We start from the raw sequence: 18,129 nt of genomic DNA, 5'->3' as shown, positions 1-18,129 counted from the left end.
GGATTGTGGTCAATGCACCCAGACCCGTCGAAAGGATTTCACATGTTCCGCCTCGCCGCCCCTGCCCTGATCGCGCTCGGCCTTGCCGCTCCGCTCCAGGCGCTCGATCTCAATGCCATGAGCGCCGAGGAACGGGATGCCTTCCGGGCCGAAGTGCGCAACTACTTGATGGAACATCCAGAAATCATCTTCGAGGCGGTTCAGGCCATGGAAGAACGCCAGGCCGAAGCCCAGGCCGAGGCCGATTTCTCGCTCGTTGATGTGAACCGCGACGCGATCTTCGATGACGGGTTTTCCCACGTCGCCGGCAATCCCGAGGGCGACATCACCCTGGTCGAGTTCACCGATTATCGCTGTCCCTATTGCCGCAAGGCCACGCCCGAGATCGACAAGCTGCTGGAGCAGGACGGCAACATCCGCTTCATCATCAAGGAACTTCCGATCCTCGGCGAAGCCTCGCTGGCCGCATCCCGCTTTGCCATCGCCACCCGCCAGGTCGAGGGGGGCGACGCCTATGAACAGGTGCATGACGCGCTCATGGCTATGAACGGCGAACCCGACGAGGCCCGGCTGCGCCGGCTTTCCGACGATCTTGGCCTTGATACCGGCGCGATCATCCAGCGCATGGACAGCGACGAGGTGAACAACGAGATCATCCGCACCCGCGAACTGGCCCAGCGGCTCCAGATCAGCGGCACCCCGACCTTCGTGCTGGCCGACGAGATGATCCGCGGCTTTGTCCCGGCCGAGCAACTGGCCGTGATGGTGGCCGAAAAACGCGAGCGGGATCAGTGAGCACCGGACCGGCCGGCGGCGGCGGCATCGGCCGATGCCCGGCGAGCGGAGCCTATTCCGCCGCCTTCGCCGCCGCTTCCAGTTCCCCGGCGCGCTTTTCCACCTGTTCGACGATGTGGTCGATCATTTCGGCATTGCTCATCTTGTGGCTCTGCTTTCCGGCAAGATAGACCATGCCGCTGCCTGCGCCGCCGCCGGTGAAGCCCACGTCGGTCATCAGCGCCTCTCCCGGGCCGTTCACCACGCAGCCGATGATCGAAAGACTCATCGGCGTCTTGATATGTTCGAGGCGCTTTTCAAGGATCTGGACCGTCTCGATCACATCAAATCCCTGCCGCGCACATGAGGGGCAGGAGATGATATTGACGCCGCGATGGCGCAGCCCGAGCGATTTCAGGATCTCGAAACCGACCTTGATCTCCTCGACCGGGTCGGCGGACAGGCTCACCCGGATCGTGTCGCCGATCCCCATCCACAGCAGGTTGCCAAGCCCGATCGCGGATTTGATGGTGCCGCTCACCATGCCCCCCGCCTCGGTGATGCCGAGATGCAGCGGCGCCTCGGTCGCGTCCGCAAGCTGCTGGTAGGCGGCGGCGGTCATGAACACGTCGGATGCCTTGACGCTGATCTTGAACTCGTGAAAGTCGTTATCCTCGAGGATGCGGATATGTTCGAGCGCGGATTCAACCATCGCTTCGGGGCATGGTTCGCCGTATTTCTCGAGCAGGTGGCGTTCAAGCGAGCCGCCGTTCACCCCGATCCGCATCGAACAGCCGTGATCACGCGCGGCGGCGATCACCTCGCGCACACGCCTTGCATCACCGATGTTACCCGGGTTGATCCGCAGGCAGGCGGCTCCGGCTTCGGCCGCCTCGATGCCGCGGCGATAGTGGAAATGGATGTCGGCAACGATCGGCACCGGGCTTTCACGAACGATCTCGCGCAGGGCGCGGCTCGATTCCTCGTCGGGAACCGAAATGCGCACGATATCGGCACCCGCATCGGCTGCCGCCTGCACCTGCGCGATGGTCGCGGCCACATCGGTTGTCAGCGTGTTGGTCATGGTCTGCACCGCGATCGGCGCGTCCCCGCCGACCGGCACCTTCCCCACCATGATCTGGCGCGACTTGCGGCGCATGATGGTGCGCCATGGGCGAATGGCATTCAGCGACATCGCATCGGACTCCGTAGCGGTCGGGATTTCCGGCGCAGGTTAATCCGCGCGGGCCGGCACCGCAATGGCGCGGACGGTCACGGTGCGGCGAGCGCCGGCTCTGTGGCGGCGGGCGCGGTCTGCGCCTCGGCCACCATGCGGGCAAGATCGCGGTCCCGGTCAAGGTCGGCGACTTCGTACCGGTCGCGGATCGCCTCGGCCGAGAGCGTGATGTTCGACGTGACCACGCCGCGCTTGCCGACCGGGCCGTAATGCACCCCGTCGACCGCAAAATAGACCGAGCCGGATTCGCCGGTGCGCAGCGTCGGCGGCTCTTCGGTCGTGGGCACATCGTAGGTCTGGCCGTTTTCCATGATCCCCTCGAACAGCACCGAGCCGTCGCCCGCCTTGATCCGCACCCAGGCCGGGCGCACGGCGATCATGCGCAGCGGCGGCGCGGGGCTTTCGACCACCTGCGGCATGGCCGAGGACAGGGCCGAGCGAATCTGCTCCGCGAACCCGTCGCTCGCCGGTTGCGCGAGGAGCGTATCGGGAAGCCGGGGCAGGTCGAATGTGCCGCCTTCGCGCGGATCGAGCGAGGAAATCGGCCCGTCGCGGGCCACCAGAACCGGCGTATCCAGCGCCTGCGGACGATACAGCCGGCCCAGCGCCTCCATCGAGGGGGCGCGGCGTTCCTCGTCGCTCTCGTCGTCACGCAGCGGATCGAGATCGGCCAGCACCACCGGGGCCTGGTCCACCGGCGCAAGCCGCACCTGCTGCACCTGTTTCAGCACGCTCCAGCCGCCGTAGCCGATTCCGCCGATGAGCGCGACCAGCACCAGCGCCGAACCGATGGCACGCAGGTCGATCCCCCCGAACAAGCCGTCGGACACCGGTGCGAAAGGCGGCGCGGAAAACCCGCCGGAAACGCCGCCGCCGGCGGATCGCGCGGCCTCGAGCGGTGCGGCGCGGAAGGCCGAGGCCTCGGCCGACATCCCGTGCGCCACGCTGAAGCCGCTCTCGCGGCAGAAATCGGCGAAGGCCCGATCCGGATCCATGCCGAGATAGCGCGCATAGGAGCGCACATAGCCGGCGATGAAGCCCGGTGTCTCGAAAATCGTCGGGTCGGAGTTCTCGATCGCGGCGATATAGGAGGCCTTGATGCGCAGGTCGCGCTGCACGTCGAGCAGGGATTTCCCCAGGGTCGCCCGTTCGCCGCGCATGACATCGCCAAGGCGCAGGTCGAAATCGTCGAAACCGCGGGGGCGGATTCCGTCGGCATCATTCAGATCGTCGATTTCCGGGTTGCGCACGGTCTTGCGCCCGATCATTCCTGCTGCTCCGAACTGCCGATAACATTTGTCATACACGAGAATCGCCTGATTCTCGCGCGTTCTCGTTACCGGACTCCTAACATGCGGAGGTTGTTCTGCCCACCGCTCCGAACGGCTCAGCCGGCGAGTTCGGCGCGATTCAGCGCACAATGCGACCAGAGCGCATCCATGGCGGACACAAGGCGGTCGATCTGCTCGGCCCGGTGCACCGGCGAGGGCGTGAAGCGCAGCCGCTCGGTCCCGCGCGGCACGGTCGGGAAGTTGATCGGCTGCACATAGATGCCGAAATCCTTCAGCAGCAGGTCGCTCAGCTTCTTGGTGTGCACCGGGTCACCGACCATCACCGGAACGATATGGCTGCCGTGGTCGATCACCGGCATGCCAAGCGCCTTGAACCGCGTCTTGAGGATGCCGGCCTGGGTCTGGTGCTGGCGGCGCAGGTCATCGGCGGTCTTGAGGAACGCGACCGACGCCGCCGCCCCCGCCGCAACCGCCGGCGGCAGCGAGGTGGTGAAGATGAACCCCGGCGCATAAGACCTTATGGCATCGCACATCTTTTCGCTCGACGCGATATAGCCGCCCATCACGCCGAAAGCCTTGGCAAGGGTGCCGTTGATGATGTCGAGCCGGTGCATGATCCTTTCGCGCTCGGCCACGCCGCCGCCGCGGGGGCCGTACATGCCCACGGCATGAACCTCGTCGAGATAGGTGAGCGCGTTGAACTCGTCGGCCAGATCGCAGATCGCCTTGATCGGGGCAAAATCGCCGTCCATCGAATAGATCGATTCAAAGGCGATCAGCTTGGGCGCGGCCGGATCGTCGGCGGCCAGCAGTTCGCGCAGATGGGCGGTGTCGTTGTGGCGGAAGATGCGCTTGGGCCCCTCGTTGCGGCGGATGCCCTCGATCATGCTCGCGTGGTTGAGCGCGTCGGAATAGATGATGAGGCCGGGAAACAGCTTGCGCAGGGTCGAAAGCGTCGCATCGTTGGCATTGTAGGCGCTGGTGAACAGCAGCGCCTGTTCCTTGCCGTGCAGATCCGCAAGCTCGGTCTCGAGCCGCTTGTGATAGATGGTCGTGCCCGAGATGTTGCGCGTCCCGCCCGAGCCGGCCCCGGTGGACACAAGCGCATCCTGCATCGCCGCCAGCACCACGGGATGCTGGCCCATGCCGAGATAATCATTGCCGCACCAGACGGTTATCTCCTGTTCGCTGCCGTCCGGGCGGGTCCAGATGGCATGGGGATACTGTCCGTTGCGACGTTCGATGTCGATAAATGTGCGGTAGCGGCCTTCCTGGTGCAAACGATCAATCGCCGTTTCGAGTTCTGCTGTATAGTTCACCAGGCGCCTCCTTCGATCCTTCCGCGATCTTTTCGCAGACCGGCCCGGACCGCCCCGCGGGCGGGCTTCGTGTCTCGCTTGCAAAGGGATAACGGACACAGGTCTGTTGTTCAACCATAATGCCGCGGACGACATGTCGCATCCTTGACATCGGTCAATAAGCGGCGCGCCATCGCCCGGGCCGCGCACCGCGCCGCTGGACTGCCGCCCGTGCCCTGCTAGGTTCGCAATCACCCCGGGGTCGTCCCCGGACCGTCAAACGACCGCCAACCGGACCACCAAGGAGCCCCGCAATGCCGCCGACATCGCTTTCCGCCGTCCTCGATCATGTCGATGCCGGGCTGCCGGCCGCGCTGGAGCGGCTGATGGGGTTGCTGCGCATCCCTTCGGTCTCGACCGACCCGGCCTATGCGGATCACTGCGCGGCGGCGGCGGACTGGCTGGTTGCGGATCTCCGCAGCCTCGGAATCAGGGCCGAAAGCCGCCCGACCGGCGGGCATCCGGCGGTGGTCGGGCATGGCGACGGTGCGGGGCCGCGCCTGCTGTTCTACGGTCATTACGACGTGCAGCCGGTCGATCCGCTCGACCTCTGGGACCGGCCCCCGTTCGAGCCCGAAATCCAGGACACCCCGCGGGGCCGCGTGATCCGCGGGCGCGGCGCCTCGGACGACAAGGGGCAGCTCATGACCTTCGTCGAGGCCTGCCGGGCCTGGAAGGCGGTGCATGGCGCCCTGCCCTGCGCGGTCTCCTTCCTGATCGAGGGCGAGGAAGAATGCGGCTCTCCCTCGCTCGTGCCCTTCATGCGCGCGAATGCCGATGAATTGCGCGCCGACCTGGCGCTGGTCTGCGATACCTCGATGATCGCGCCCGGCAGGCCCTCGATCGCATCGCAGCTGCGCGGCATGATGAACGAGGAATTCACCATCACCGGACCGCGCATCGACCTCCATTCCGGCTATTACGGCGGCCCGGCGCTCAATCCGCTGCGCGAAATGGCCCGGATCGTTGCCTCGTTCCATGACGAAGATACCGGCCGCGTCGCGGTCGAGGGCTTCTACGAGGGCGTGCAGGACGTGCCAGCCGGGCAATTGCAGCAATGGAAGACCTGCGGCTTTGACGAGGCGGCCTATCTCGGCTCGGTCGGGCTCTCGTGCGCCCATGGCGAAAAGGGCTATTCCACGCTCGAACAGCAATGGGCCCGCCCGACGCTTGAGGTGAACGGGATGTGGGGCGGCTATACCGGCGCCGGGTCCAAGACGGTGATCCCCTCGCAGGCCCATTGCAAGCTGACCTGCCGGCTGGTCGGCGAGATGGACCCGGACCGGGTGCGGAAACGCCTGCGTGCCCATGTGGAGGCGCGGCTTTCGCCCGATGCGCGGGTCGAATGGAGCACCCGCGTCGATGGTTCCCGGGCGGCGGTGATGAACACCCGGCGCCCCGAGTTCGCCGCCGCAAGCCGCGCACTGGAGCAGGAATGGGGGCGCGAGGCGGCCCTGATCGGCATGGGCGGCTCGATCCCGGTTGCCGGCCATTTCCGCTCGGTGCTCGGCATGGATGCGATGCTGATCGGCTTTGCCAATGACGACGACGCGATCCATTCACCCAATGAGAAATACGACCTGGAAAGCTTTCACAAGGGCACCCGGAGCTGGGTGCGCATCCTGCATGAGCTCGGCTCCCGTCCCTGACGGCCGGGCCGGAAAACTTGCCTTTCCGTTCCGCGCCGATAACCTTCAGCTTCTGGATTGATAAAGGAAATTCAGGATGATCCGCATCGCGACCCTTCTTTGTGCCGCCCTTGCCCTGCCCTCGCTTGCGGTGGCGGCGCCCTGCGGCAACGACAGTTCGGGCTTTGCCGCCTGGAAGGCCGACTTCGCGCAGGAGGCGGCAGCGGCCGGCGTCGGCGAACGTGGCCTGCAGGCGCTTTCGCAGGCCCAGTATTCCTCGCGCACGATCTCGGCCGATCGCAATCAGAAATCCTTCAGCTATTCGCTCGAGAAATTCATGGAGGTGCGCGGCTCGAACACGATCATAGCCCAGGGGCGCCAGCGCAAGGCGAACAATCCCGGGCTCTATGCCGCGCTCGAGCGTGACTATGGCGTGCCGGCAGGCGTGTTGATCGCGATTCACGGCATGGAAACCGGTTTCGGCAATTTCATGGGCGACACGCCGGTGGTCTCGGCGATCACCACGCTGGCCTATGACTGCCGCCGCCCCGGCTTTTTCACCCCGCATGCAATCAGCGCGTTGATGCTGGTGGACCGGGGCGAGATCACCAATGCGACCATCGGCGCCCGCCACGGGGAGCTTGGTCATACCCAGTTCCTGCCGGGCAATGCGCTTACCTACGGGGTGGACGGCAACGGTGACGGGCGGATCGACTTCAACGATGTGATGGACGCGCTGGCCTCCACGGCCAATTACCTGCGCCAGAAGGGCTGGCAGCCGGGGCTCGGCTATCAGCCGGGAGAGCCGAATTTCGCGGTGATCGGGGAATGGAACGCGGCCGGAGTCTATCAGCAGGCGATCGCCATCATGGCCCGGCGCATCGACGGCTGAGCCACGGGGCGGCGGCTGCCGGGTTGGCCGCCACCTTCCCGGCCCGCATCGTTTCCCAGCATCGTTCCCCGCGTCGGCCAAAACCGGCGGACCGCGGGTCCGGCCGAAATGCCGTGCGCATTACCTGGCGACATGTGCGCGAATGGTGTTGTGCGCGGCCTGCGGGCAAGCCGGTGTCGTCTTTCATGAACTGGAAACGGAGCCCGGCGGCGCGCTGCCTGCCCTAGCCGGCCGGCGCCTCTCGACAACCGCCCAATGTCCGCTTCCGGCCCCCGGGGGAATGAACCCCGCCCCGGATATCGACATCGGGCCTGGCCGGCCGGAGGATCTGACAGTGATGGCGCGGTTGACGGGACTCGAACCCGCGACCCCCGGCGTGACAGGCCGGTACTCTAACCAACTGAGCTACAACCGCCCACTGTCCGCCCGGACCCTCGCCCGGACGCCCGCCTCTATTATGGTGCCCCCCGCGCAGGGTCAAGCCGTCTTTTGCCGCATTTCACGAGATTTGCCGATCGCCCGCCTGCGCGGCCCGAATCCGGCCATCCGCGCGGTCGGCGGCGGGACTCTTGCGGGCAGTGAACCAGCCGAGAAACTGCAAACCACCCTGTCCGGCCAGAGCGGCGGATGCGCCGGGCACAACGCGATCTCAACGCGCCGGCCGGGGACAGGCTGCTGCCAGGTGGTATACGCGGGGTCACCCCCCGTTACTGCAGAAGCCGAAGCCGATTCCACGACCCGACATTAAAGTCCGCATCGCGTTCATGATAAACTCGACACATGATCGGAGCAGATGCCCTGATCCTGAAGCCTGAAATGGCCCGCATCCCGGTCCCGATTTATGACACCGCTAGCCGATACAATTGCCCGTGCGACAGCAAGCCGGGCATTCATATATTGACCCAAAGAAACCGGAAGCATACCATGATACAATGATTTTCAAAAGTAGATAACAGAGTGTCGGGAACGGTGGACATGATTACGAAAATCATAGCTTGCAGCCTGTGCATGATAATGTTTTCCGTATCATCCACTCTGGCGCAACAGGCGGCGGATGGCACGATTGGCCCCGACGCGGATGAACGCCCGACGGCGATTGAAATCGACAATCCATCTTATGATGCGCTTCCCCTGGAAACCCGGCAAGAGATCATGACCGAAGCGCAATATGTCCAAGACAGCTGCGCGCGTAACAGCCTGTATTCCAGCTTCATTGATTGTCGCTGTCTGGCCGAGAAATTCGCGGATACTCGAACAGGTCACAAGGCACTGCCCGAAGAAGAGCAAGAAGAACTAAGGGTGAGCAAACTGAATTTAATGCATTTTGCCGAAAAACGGCAGACGGAATGCGTTAACGAACCGGGTATCGCGGAATATGCGAGAAACCAGTGCCAAGACTATGTGATAATGATGCCGGAAGCCGAAGGCCAGGAATTTTGCGAATGCTATGCCAGCACCTTTGTCGAGAACTTTTCCGAACGCCCGAAACTGATCACTCCTGTCTTGCAACAAGCCGGAACCAAGGCACTGTTAAGTTGCGATGATGGCACCGGCCCTATCAAGGGCGATGTGTTCAGGTGATGTGATGGTGCGGGTGAAGGGACTTGAACCCCCAAGCCTTGCGGCGCCAGAACCTAAATCTGGTGCGTCTACCAATTCCGCCACACCCGCCCAACCCGGCCCCCGGCGCGGGCCTGCGCGTGCATAGCAAAGCCCGGGCACTGATGCGAGCGTGAAATCGGGCAAGGCGGCACCCGGATTGTTTCAGAACCGGCGCAGGACGTCCGGCAGGGCTTCGGGGATGTCCTCGGCTACGAGCCCGGCACCAAAGTCGCGCGCCGCCTCGAGATGCAGCCAGGCAGCGGTTTCGGCGGCGGCGAGCGGCTCCAGCCCGCGGGCAAGCAGCCCGGTGAGGAACCCGGCGAGCACGTCGCCCGCCCCTGCGGTGGCAAGCCAGGGCGCGGCCCGCGCACCGGTCGCCGCATTCACGCGGACCTGCCCCCGCGGCGTCGCAATCAGCGTGTCGCGCCCCTTGAGCAGCACCACGCAGCCCGCCTCGGCCGCCGCCGCGCGCACCGCATCGGCGCGGGAAAAGGCCGGCCCCTCGAGCGCGGGCGCCTGGAGGCGCGCAGCGATGTCGGGAAACAAGCGCGCGAATTCGCCGCCGTGAGGGGTCAGCACGCAGCGGGGGTGCAGCCGCGCGAAAAGTTCCTGCGGGGCATCGGCAAAGGCCGTGAGAGCATCCGCGTCGAGCACGAGCGCCCGCCCGGCCGCCAGAGCGGCGGGAACCAGTTCCCGCGCCCGTCCGACCCCGAGCCCGGGACCGAGGCAGAGCGCATTGACGCGCCGATCGGCCAGCATGCGCACAAGATCGCCCCTGCCGTTGATCCGCCGCAGCATGAGCGCGGTGATCTGCGCCGCGATCTCGGGCAGCGCATCCGGCGGCGCGCCGAGCGTGACGAGGCCGGCCCCGATTCGCAGCGCGCCCCGCGCGGCGAGCCGGGCCGCGCCGCTGCGCCCGGCCCCGCCCGAGAGAATCAGCGCATGTCCGTGGTCATATTTGTGGGCGCCCGGATCCTTGGCCAGCGCCGACGGATCGGGCCGCGCCGCCTCTGCCAGCCCGCCACCCGCCGCGAGCGCGGCGAGTTCCGGCGCCAGCCCGATCGGCGCCACGACCAGGCGCCCCGAAAGCCCCGCCCCGGCCGAGAGCACATGCCCAAGGCGCGCGGCCTCGAAAGTGACGGTCAGATCCGCCGCCGGAAGCTCCGGGCCGGTGTCGTCGCCAAGCACGCGCCCGCTGTCCGAACAGAGCCCGGAAAGGATATCCACCGCCACGAGGCGCGGCCCGTTATCCCGGTGGCGCAATGCGGCAAGCCGGCCGAACAGATCCCGCGCGACACCCGACAGCGGGCGCGAAAGCCCGGTGCCGAAAAGCGCATCGACCACGACTGTATCATTCGTGGCCTGCGCCATCCCGGCCGCCTCGGCCAGCGGGCGCAGCGGGCCGATGCCCTGCCAGCGCTCGCAGTTGCGCCGCGCGGAGGGGGGCAGAGCGTCGGGCTGTCCGAGCAGAAAGACCTCGACCCGGCTGCCGTGCGCGGCCAGCAGCCGCGCCGCCACGAACCCATCGCCCCCGTTGTTGCCCGGCCCGCAGAGCACCATCACCGGCCGGCGTAGCCCGTCGCTTTCGGGACCGGCCACATCCGGCCACTGGGCCAGGATGGAATCGGCCACCGCCTGCCCTGCGCATTCCATGAGAGCAAGTTCCCGGACCCGCCCCGATTCCATCGCGGCGGATTCGATACTGCGCATCTGCGCCGCGGTCAGGAAAGGTTGCACGATGGTTTTCCCTCCCGTTTCTTGCCCGCGTTTCTTGCCCGGTGGCCCGGAATCATGGGCACGACATGCGTTCGGCAATTGTCATCGCCCGCGATTGATGTTTTTTGCGCGGTCAGGTTCCTGTCGCAACCCCGCCTGTCCGGGCTGCCCAGGTGGCGGCGTCGAATCCCGATGAAGCACCCGTCACCGGACGAGGTCAAGAAAGCGCCGTGAGAAAGGCCCGACCATGAGCACCGAAGCCATCCTCCGCCGGATCCGGGACGAAGCGATTCGCTTTGTCGATGTCCGCTTTACCGATCTGCGCGGCGCGCTGCACCATGTGACGCTCGCCGCCGATCATGTCGATGCCGCCCTGATCGAGGAAGGCTGCATGTTCGACGGCTCTTCGATCGCGGGGTGGAAATCGGTCGAGGCTTCGGACATGAAACTGCGCCCGGATCCGCAGCACGCCTATATCGACCCGTTTCACGCGGAAAAGACGCTCTGCCTGCATTGCTCGGTGGTCGAACCCGACAGCGGCGAGGCCTATGTCCGCGATCCCCGCAGCATCGCCGCCCGCGCCGAGGCGCATCTGAACCGCATCAGCGTGGCCGATGCGGCCTATTTCGGCCCCGAGGCCGAATTCTTCATCTTCGACGACGTGCGCATTGCCACCACCATGAACCGGGTCGCCCACGAGGTCGACGCACCGAGCGCCGCCTGGAACAGCGACACCGCCTATGCCGCCGGCAACAAGGGCCACCGCCCGCATGTCCGGGGCGGGTATCTGCCGGTCGGTCCCATGGACGACGGGCAGGATCTGCGCTCGGAGATGCTGACCACCATGCAGGCCATGGGCATGCAGGTGGACAAGCACCATCACGAGGCGGCCACCTGCCAGCACGAGCTTGGCCTCGTCTTCGGGCCGCTGCTGCGGCAGGCGGACGAGATGCAGAAATACAAGTATGTCGTGCGCAACGTCGCCGCAGCCTATGGCCGGACGGCGACCTTCATGCCCAAGCCCCTGCAGGGCGACAACGGCAGCGGCATGCATGTGAACCTGTCGCTGTGGAAGGACGGCCACCCGCTGTTTGCCGGCGACGGCTATGGCGGGCTCAGCGATACGGCGCTCTGGTTCGTCGGCGGCATCCTGCGTCACGCCCGGGCGCTCAACGCCTTTACCAACCCGACCACCAACAGTTACAAGCGGCTCGTGCCCGGCTTTGCCGCGCCGGTGCTGCAATCCTGGTCGGCGCATAACCGTTCGGGCTGCGTGCGCATTCCCTGGGCCCGCTCGGCGCGGGGCCGCCGCATCGAGGCGCGGTTCCCCGATCCCTCGGCCAACCCCTATCTGGCGTTTTCGGCGCTGCTGATGGCCGGGCTCGACGGGATCGAACAGCGGATCGACCCGGGCGATGCGATGGAAACGAACCTCTACGACATCCCGAGCGAGCGGCCCGGCGAATTCCCCATGCTCTGCCGGTCGCTGCGCGAGGCGCTCGACGCGCTGGAGGAAGATCACGATTTCCTGCGCGTGGACGATGTCTTTCCGGCCGAACTGATCGAATCCTACATCGCCCTGAAATGGACCGAGGTCACGCGCTACGACACGACCCCCCACCCGGTCGAATTCGCGATGTATTACAGCATCTAGCGCCCCGCGACGGATCGGCATGACGGATCGGCCACATGACAGCGCGCGGCGGCCGGATGCGCGCGGCCGCTCCGCAATCCGCAGGCGGCCCCGGATCGCGCTTTGACATTCGCCCGGGCGCTTTCTAGGTTTTCCGCCAGAGGAGACCTGCCCATGTCCGAAGAAAGCGGGGGCTCGGAGCCCTGTTTCGCCCATCAACTGGTCGGCGGCCATGTGGTCGATCCCGAAGCGGCCCGCGACGTCGCGCAGTTCCGCCGCGCCGAGCGCAAGCGCCTCTATGCCGAACGCCGCGCGGTGCCGCAGGCCGAAACGGCGCGCATGAGCGACGTCGTGAGCGAGGCGCTCGACCGGCTCATCGCCCCGTTGCAGGGACGTGTTATCGGCGCCTACTGGCCGATCCGCAGCGAACTGAACCTCATTCCATGGATGAAACGCGCGCATGGCGCCGGGGCGCGGATCCTGCTCCCCGTGGTCGAGACCGAGCGCGCGCCGCTGATCTTCCGCCACTGGGAACCGCATTGCAGGATGGAGCGCGGCATCTGGAACATTCCGATCCCGGCCGAGGGCGACCCCGAAATCCCCGACATCGTGATTTCACCGGTGGTCGGCATCGACGAGGATCTCTTTCGGCTTGGAAACGGCGGGGGCTATTACGACCGCACCCTTGCGAGTTTCGAATCCATGCCCTGGGTGATCGCCGTGGGCCAGCCCTTCGCGCAGATGAAAACCATCTTTCCCATGCCCTGGGACATCCCCATGACGACGCTGGTCCTTGGCGACGGCGCGATAAGGGGCCGGGTTCCCGGCGAGGGCGCGCCCGGCTTGTGAGCCGGCCCCGCGCGGTCTATGACGGCGCCAGACCGCAACAGGAAAGGTGCCGCCGCCCATGATCCCCCGCTATTCCCGCCCCGAGATGGTCGCGATCTGGGAGCCCCAGACCCGGTTCCGCATCTGGTTCGAGATCGAGGCCCATGCCTGCGACGCCATGGCCGATCTTGGCGTGATCCCGCGCGAGAATGCCGAGGCCGTGTGGAAGGCGAAGGATGCCGAGTTCGACGTGGCCCGCATCGAGGAAATCGAGGCGGTGACGCGCCACGACGTGATCGCCTTCCTGACCCACCTTTCAGAAATCGTCGGTGCCGATGCGGCGCGTTTCGTGCATCAGGGCATGACCAGTTCCGACGTGCTCGACACGACGCTGAACGTGCAGCTCGTGCGGGCGGCGGACATCCTGATCAGCGACATGAAGGATCTGCTCGCGGCGCTGAAACGGCGCGCCTATGAGCACAAGGACACGATCCGCATCGGCCGCAGCCACGGGATCCACGCCGAACCCACCACCATGGGGCTGACCTTTGCCCGGTTCTACGCTGAAATGAGCCGCAACCTGAAACGGCTTGAAACCGCGCGCGCCGAAGTGGCGACCGGGGCGATTTCGGGCGCGGTCGGCACCTTCGCCAATATCGACCCGGCGGTCGAGGAACATGTCTGCGCGAAGATGGGGCTCGTGCCCGAGCCGATCAGCACCCAGGTGATCCCGCGCGACCGGCACGCGGCCTTCTTTGCCGCGCTCGGCGTGGTCGCCAGCAGCATCGAGAACATCGCCGTCGAGATCCGCCACATGCAGCGCACCGAAGTGCTGGAGGCCGAGGAATTCTTCAGCGCCGGCCAGAAGGGCAGCAGCGCCATGCCCCACAAGCGCAACCCGGTGCTGAGCGAAAACCTGACCGGGCTGGCGCGGCTCGTGCGCATGTCGGTGGTTCCGGCGCTGGAAAACGTGGCGCTCTGGCACGAGCGCGACATCTCGCATTCCTCGGTCGAGCGCACGATCGGCCCCGACACCACGGTGACGCTTGATTTCGCGCTCGCCCGTCTGACGCAGGTGGTGGACAAGCTCGTGATCTATCCCGAGAACATGCTGGCCAACCTGCATCGGTTCCGCGGCCTGGTCATGAGCCAGCGCGTGCTGCTTGCGCTCACCCAGGCCGGGGTGTCGCGCGAGGATGCCTATCGGCTGGTGCAGCGCAACGCGATGAAGGTCTGGGAACAGGGCAAGGATTTCCGCACCGAGCTTCTCGCCGACCCGGAAGTGACCGCGGCGCTGAGCCCGGCGGAGATCGAGGAGAAATTCGACCTCGACTATCACACGAAACACGTCGATACGATTTTCCAACGTGTTTTCACTGAATAGTAATGCGTTCCTGATCTGATGGATCAGTGCCGGCCGCGCTGCCGCAACTGCCGCACCAGCCGGATCGCCCGGCGCAGCGCGGTCAGGATCGTGCCGGCGAGGATCAGCCAGAGCGCCGCCTCGATGACCTCGTTGCGCCAGCCGGCGAGCGGCGCCGGGATGCTCAGCAGGGCCGCTACCGTCACCGCCGCCATCCGGTGCGGCTTGGCCATGGGGCCGGAGAAATCCGCCGGCAAGCCGCAGTTCATGCCCAGCTCGCGCAGATAGGCGGTGAGGAAGGCCGCCGCCGCCACGGCCCAGCCGAGCGCCGGCAGACCCGCGCCGAGCGCAAGGCCGACGAGGATCAGCGCATCCGAGATCCGGTCGGGGAATTCGTTCCAGAACTGGCCGTCGGGGGCTTTCCGCCCGGCCTCGATCGCGACCATCCCGTCAAGCAGGTTGCAAAGCAGCCGCCCCTGCGTCGCCGCTGCCCCGAGAAGAAGCAGCAGCACCCGCCCGGCACCTGTGGTTTCCGACCCGCCGAACCCGCCTGCCGCCCAGAACGCCGCCCCCGCGACCAGCGCGAGCCCCATGCCGAAGACCGAAATTCCGTTCGGCGAGGCCCCGGCCCGGGCAAGCCGGCCCGACAGGCGCGCGGCCCAGATCGTGTTGCGGCTGGCGAGCGGACGGCGGGCCGGAGATCTGTTCATGGATCGGGTGTCCTTCCTGTTTCCGGGCAGCCGGCCGGCGCGGCGTCACACCGACCAGAAATAGCGCGTGAGGTGAAAGAAGACCGGCGCCGCGAAGACGACGGAATCCAGCCGGTCGATGAACCCGCCATGGCCGGCGATCATATGGCCCCAGTCCTTGATGCCGCGGTCGCGCTTGATTGCCGACATGACAAGTCCGCCGAAGAAGCCCATGAGCGTGATGACCAGCGCCATGAGCGCCGCCTGCCCCGGCGTAAACGGCGTTATCCACCAGAGCCCGGCGCCGACCAGGGTTGCGCTCAGGACACCGCCGAGGAACCCCTCGACCGTCTTGGAGGGCGACAGCCGCGGCGCGATCCGGTGCCGCCCCGCAAGCTTGCCCCAGACATATTGCAGCACGTCCGAAAGCTGCACCACCACGACCAGAAAGGCGATCAGCAGAACGCCCCGGCCATCGAATCCCGGAATATCGAGCGTGAGCAGCGCCGGCACATGCGAGGCGCAGAACACGCAGATCATGAGCCCCCATTGCAGTTCGGCGATGCGGACAAGGTAATTCCCGGTCTCGCCCCGCAGCACCGAAACGATGGGCAGCAGCAGGAACACGTAAACCGGGATGAAGATCGCGAACAATCCGTACCAGCCGGTCCAGATCAGGTAATACTGGACCGGCAGCACGACGAAGAAGGCCAGCACCAGCGACCAGTGATCGGCGCGCCGCAGGTTCGTCAGCGTCATGAATTCGCGCAGCGCCGCGAATGAGCAGAGCCCGAACAGCATCACCACTCCGGTGCGCCCGCCGAGCATGGCCAGCGACAGCGCCACCACCATGACCCACCAGGCGCGGATGCGGTCGTTGAGGTTCTCGATGGTCACGTTGCCGCCATCGGGCGAATAGCGCCGCCCGAGCGCCCAGCCGATGACCGAGGCGACGACAAGGATCAATCCGGCCCCGAGGATGACCCGGAACAGATCGCCGCTCATATCGCTCATGATGTCTGCTCCGTCGTTGCACCGGCGGGCACATCGCCGGCGGGCTGGCCCTGCAGGGCCAGCAGCTCCGCGCGGGCGCGGGCAAGGAAGGCGTTCCTGTCCTCATCCGTGCGGGGGCGCATCGGAGTGCCGAAGATCACCTTGCACATGATCGGCACCGGGATGACCTCGCCCTTGGGCAGGACGCGGTTCAGGTTCTCGATCCAGACCGGGACCAGTTCGACCTCCGGGCGGGCGGCCGCAAGCCGGTAAATCCCGCTGCGGAAAGGCAGCAGGATCTGGTCGGTGAGGTTGCGCGTGCCCTCGGGGAACAGGATGAGCGAATCGCCCCGGTCCAGCGCCCCGGCCATGGTCGCGATCGGGTCGGCGCGCTGCGACCCGCGTTCCCGGTCGATCAGCACCGCGTTGAACACGTCGCGCCCGATGAAGCGGCGCAGCGATCCCCGGTCCCAGTAATCGGCGCCGGCGACCGGGCGGCAGTGCCGGCGCGCCTGTATCGGCAGCACCGACCAGATCAGGATGAAATCGCCATGGCTGTTGTGATTGGCGAAATAGATCCGCTTGCGTGGCAGCGGCTCGCTGCCGCGCCACTCCGCCTGCACCGCGGTCAGCAGCCGGGCAAAGATGCGGATCATGCCGCCGGCCATGCGGGCCGAAAGCTGCCGCAGGGCATCCTTCGGGAACGGCGCCTGCCGGTCATCGTCACTCATGCGCTCACGCCCGTTTCCCGCCCTCGTTCTGCGGCCATGTTGGCGGGTCCGGGACGGCGTGTCCACTCCCCGCCCGGCGCGGGGCGCTCATCACCGCTGGCACCCGGCAGCGGCCCTGCTATCCTGCATCCGATTGCACCCGCCGGAGGTGAGAGTGGGCAAGAGCGACAGTCCGATCCCGAGCGGCATTACCTGCGCGGGCGACTATGAGGACCGGGCCGCGGGGATGTTCGACCCGGCGACCTTCGCCTATCTGAACGGTGCCGGGGCCGACGGGATCACGGCCCGGGCCAATCGCGCGGCCTGGGATGCGATCCGGCTCGAACCCCGGGTTCTTGCCGACATGCGCGGCGCCGATACCGAAACCCGGCTGTTCGGGCTGAACCTTGCGCATCCGCTGATGCTTGCCCCCGTTGCGCGGCACGGGCTGGCCCACCCGGGGGCCGAGTGCGCAACCCGCCGCGGTGCCGCCGCAACGGGGAGCCTCATGGTGGTTTCGACCCAGTCCAGCATGGCCATCGAAGAGGTCGCCGCCTGCGCGCCCGGGCCGTTCTGGTTCCAGTTTTACCTGCAGCCCCGGCGCGAGGACAGCGAACGCCTGCTGCGCCGGGCCGAGGCCGCCGGCTGCGCCGCGCTGGTCGTGACCGTCGATGCCCCGGTGAGCGGGCTGCGCAACGCCGAACAACGCGCGGGATTCGTGCCGGCCGGTGATTGCCCGAACCTTGACGGGCTGCGGCCGCCCGTGGTCCGCGACCTGCCGGGGCGCGGGCCGACGTTCCTCGGGCTGATGGATGCGGCACCCCGGTGGGGGGACATCGCCTGGCTGAAATCGCGCACCCGGCTGCCGGTGATCCTGAAGGGGATCATGTCCCCCAATGATGCGCTGCGCGCGGTCGAGGCGGGGGCGGACGGGATCATCGTCTCGAACCACGGCGGGCGCACGCTCGATACCGCGCCGGCGACGGCCGAGGCCCTGCCCCGCATCACCCGGGCCATAGCCGGCCGCATCCCGGTACTTTGCGACGGCGGCATCCGGCGGGGCACGGATGTGCTGAAGGCGCTCGCGCTCGGCGCGCAGGCGGTGTTGATCGGGCGTCCGCAGATCCATGCGCTGGCGGTCGGCGGCGCAACCGGGGTTGCGCATCTTGTGTCGATCCTGCGCAGTGAGCTAGAGGTCGCGATGGCCCTGACCGGACGGCGCAGCATCGCCGGGATCGACGCCGGCGTGATCTGGTCATCCGACGGATCAAGCCCCGCTGCGCCGTTTGCGCAGGGCTGATCCGGAGGTTGTGCGGCGGCAACGGTCAGGCGGGGCGAGACACGGAAAGTTGATTCCTGATTGAATCCCTCGGCTTTTGTTCTATAAGCGCGGACAGCCAGCGCGCGAACGCCG

The 18,129-nt window shown here is 66.6% G+C and carries 15 protein-coding genes and 2 tRNA genes; 8 read left to right on the top strand and 9 right to left on the bottom strand.

The features are described 5' to 3' along the window. Positions 1-42 precede the first annotated feature (42 nt). Entirely contained in the window at positions 43-795 is a 753-nt protein-coding gene (locus B0B01_RS11010) for a DsbA family protein (protein WP_076649895.1), read from the top strand. Positions 796-847: 52 nt separating this feature from the next. On the opposite strand, the gene ispG is transcribed toward B0B01_RS11010, so the two are convergent. The 3 genes from ispG to hemA form a co-directional block, all read right to left on the bottom strand. Then, positions 848-1,969, bottom strand: coding sequence for a flavodoxin-dependent (E)-4-hydroxy-3-methylbut-2-enyl-diphosphate synthase (gene ispG / locus B0B01_RS11005; RefSeq protein ID WP_076649894.1), 1,122 nt, complete (start codon positions 1,967-1,969; stop codon positions 848-850). Between the two features lie 77 nt (positions 1,970-2,046). After that, on the bottom strand, positions 2,047-3,279 hold the full coding sequence (locus B0B01_RS11000; RefSeq protein ID WP_076649893.1) for a helix-turn-helix domain-containing protein: 1,233 nt from the start codon (positions 3,277-3,279) through the stop codon (positions 2,047-2,049). 119 nt (positions 3,280-3,398) lie between these two features. After that, positions 3,399-4,622, bottom strand: coding sequence for a 5-aminolevulinate synthase (gene hemA / locus B0B01_RS10995; protein WP_076649892.1), 1,224 nt, complete (start codon positions 4,620-4,622; stop codon positions 3,399-3,401). A 293-nt stretch (positions 4,623-4,915) separates the two neighbouring features. Here hemA and B0B01_RS10990 point away from each other — a divergent pair, with 293 nt between their 5' ends. Continuing rightward, a complete protein-coding gene (locus tag B0B01_RS10990; protein ID WP_076649891.1) occupies positions 4,916-6,310 on the top strand; it encodes a M20/M25/M40 family metallo-hydrolase in 1,395 nt (464 codons plus the stop codon). 76 nt (positions 6,311-6,386) lie between these two features. Continuing rightward, positions 6,387-7,181, top strand: coding sequence for a lytic murein transglycosylase (locus B0B01_RS10985; protein WP_076649890.1), 795 nt, complete (start codon positions 6,387-6,389; stop codon positions 7,179-7,181). A gap of 338 nt (positions 7,182-7,519) precedes the next feature. On the opposite strand, the gene B0B01_RS10980 is transcribed toward B0B01_RS10985, so the two are convergent. Beyond that, positions 7,520-7,596: transfer RNA gene (locus B0B01_RS10980), tRNA-Asp, on the bottom strand. Positions 7,597-8,156: 560 nt separating this feature from the next. Here B0B01_RS10980 and B0B01_RS10975 point away from each other — a divergent pair. Then, positions 8,157-8,762, top strand: coding sequence for a hypothetical protein (locus B0B01_RS10975; protein WP_076649889.1), 606 nt, complete (start codon positions 8,157-8,159; stop codon positions 8,760-8,762). 5 nt (positions 8,763-8,767) lie between these two features. Here the strand turns inward: B0B01_RS10975 and B0B01_RS10970 are convergent. Both B0B01_RS10970 and B0B01_RS10965 read right to left on the bottom strand, forming a co-directional pair. Continuing rightward, positions 8,768-8,852, bottom strand: a tRNA-Leu gene (locus B0B01_RS10970). A 93-nt stretch (positions 8,853-8,945) separates the two neighbouring features. Beyond that, positions 8,946-10,520 carry an NAD(P)H-hydrate dehydratase gene (locus B0B01_RS10965; protein ID WP_143733047.1) on the bottom strand — a complete coding sequence of 525 codons (1,575 nt, stop codon included), beginning with the start codon at positions 10,518-10,520 and terminating at the stop codon, positions 8,946-8,948. A gap of 226 nt (positions 10,521-10,746) precedes the next feature. Between B0B01_RS10965 and glnA the strand changes: the two genes are divergently transcribed. From glnA to purB, 3 genes are all read left to right on the top strand, one after another. Then, positions 10,747-12,153, top strand: a complete 1,407-nt coding sequence (gene glnA, locus B0B01_RS10960; RefSeq protein WP_076649887.1) for a type I glutamate--ammonia ligase — start codon at positions 10,747-10,749, stop codon at positions 12,151-12,153. Between the two features lie 153 nt (positions 12,154-12,306). After that, a complete protein-coding gene (locus tag B0B01_RS10955) occupies positions 12,307-12,981 on the top strand; it encodes a 5-formyltetrahydrofolate cyclo-ligase (RefSeq protein ID WP_076649886.1) in 675 nt (224 codons plus the stop codon). Between the two features lie 58 nt (positions 12,982-13,039). Then, entirely contained in the window at positions 13,040-14,344 is a 1,305-nt protein-coding gene (gene purB / locus B0B01_RS10950; RefSeq protein WP_076649885.1) for an adenylosuccinate lyase, read from the top strand. 23 nt (positions 14,345-14,367) lie between these two features. On the opposite strand, the gene B0B01_RS10945 is transcribed toward purB, so the two are convergent. The 3 genes from B0B01_RS10945 to B0B01_RS10935 are packed head-to-tail and all read right to left on the bottom strand — an operon-like array spanning position 14,368 to position 16,736. Beyond that, a complete protein-coding gene (locus B0B01_RS10945; protein ID WP_076649884.1) occupies positions 14,368-15,033 on the bottom strand; it encodes a CDP-alcohol phosphatidyltransferase family protein in 666 nt (221 codons plus the stop codon). A gap of 45 nt (positions 15,034-15,078) precedes the next feature. Then, on the bottom strand, positions 15,079-16,026 hold the full coding sequence (locus B0B01_RS10940) for a phosphatidate cytidylyltransferase (protein ID WP_076649883.1): 948 nt from the start codon (positions 16,024-16,026) through the stop codon (positions 15,079-15,081). Beyond that, positions 16,023-16,736 carry a lysophospholipid acyltransferase family protein gene (locus B0B01_RS10935; protein WP_200805423.1) on the bottom strand — a complete coding sequence of 238 codons (714 nt, stop codon included), beginning with the start codon at positions 16,734-16,736 and terminating at the stop codon, positions 16,023-16,025. The genes B0B01_RS10940 and B0B01_RS10935 overlap by 4 nt, the downstream gene beginning before the upstream one ends. Before the next feature lie 154 nt (positions 16,737-16,890). Between B0B01_RS10935 and B0B01_RS10930 the strand changes: the two genes are divergently transcribed. Continuing rightward, the gene (locus B0B01_RS10930) at positions 16,891-18,015 is read left to right on the top strand and encodes an alpha-hydroxy acid oxidase (protein ID WP_076649882.1); all 1,125 of its coding nucleotides are present in this window, start codon (positions 16,891-16,893) and stop codon (positions 18,013-18,015) included. Positions 18,016-18,129: the final 114 nt, after the last annotated feature.

Source organism: Pontibaca methylaminivorans (assembly GCF_900156525.1).
GTDB classification, from domain to species: domain Bacteria; phylum Pseudomonadota; class Alphaproteobacteria; order Rhodobacterales; family Rhodobacteraceae; genus Pontibaca; species Pontibaca methylaminivorans.
This window is presented reverse-complemented; position numbering and strand designations above follow the sequence as displayed.